The following is a 243-nucleotide window of genomic DNA, read 5'->3' as shown; positions in this document are numbered from 1 at the left end:
AGGCGATCCCGCTGATCGCGTCGAGCATCATGTCGAAGAAGATCGCCGAAGGCACCGAGTCGCTCGTGCTCGACGTCAAGTTCGGCTCCGGCGCCTTCATGAAGGACTTCGCCAAGGCGAAGGAACTCGCCGAGACGATGGTCGCGCTCGGAACCGACTCGGGCGTTGCCACCACGGCGCTGCTGACCGACATGTCGACGCCGCTCGGCCTCACCGCAGGCAACGCCAACGAGGTACGCGAAT

Annotated in this window: 1 pseudogene; it reads left to right on the top strand. The window is 64.6% G+C overall.

Annotated elements, in window-relative coordinates:
* Positions 1-243 (top strand): annotated as a pseudogene (locus tag SB754_RS22430) (thymidine phosphorylase); the annotation flags it as partial.

It is taken from the genome of Leifsonia sp. SIMBA_070 (assembly GCF_046534635.1).
GTDB lineage: Bacteria > Actinomycetota > Actinomycetes > Actinomycetales > Microbacteriaceae > Leifsonia.
Note: the sequence above shows the minus strand (reverse complement) of the source record. Positions and strands in the feature narration are given on the sequence as shown.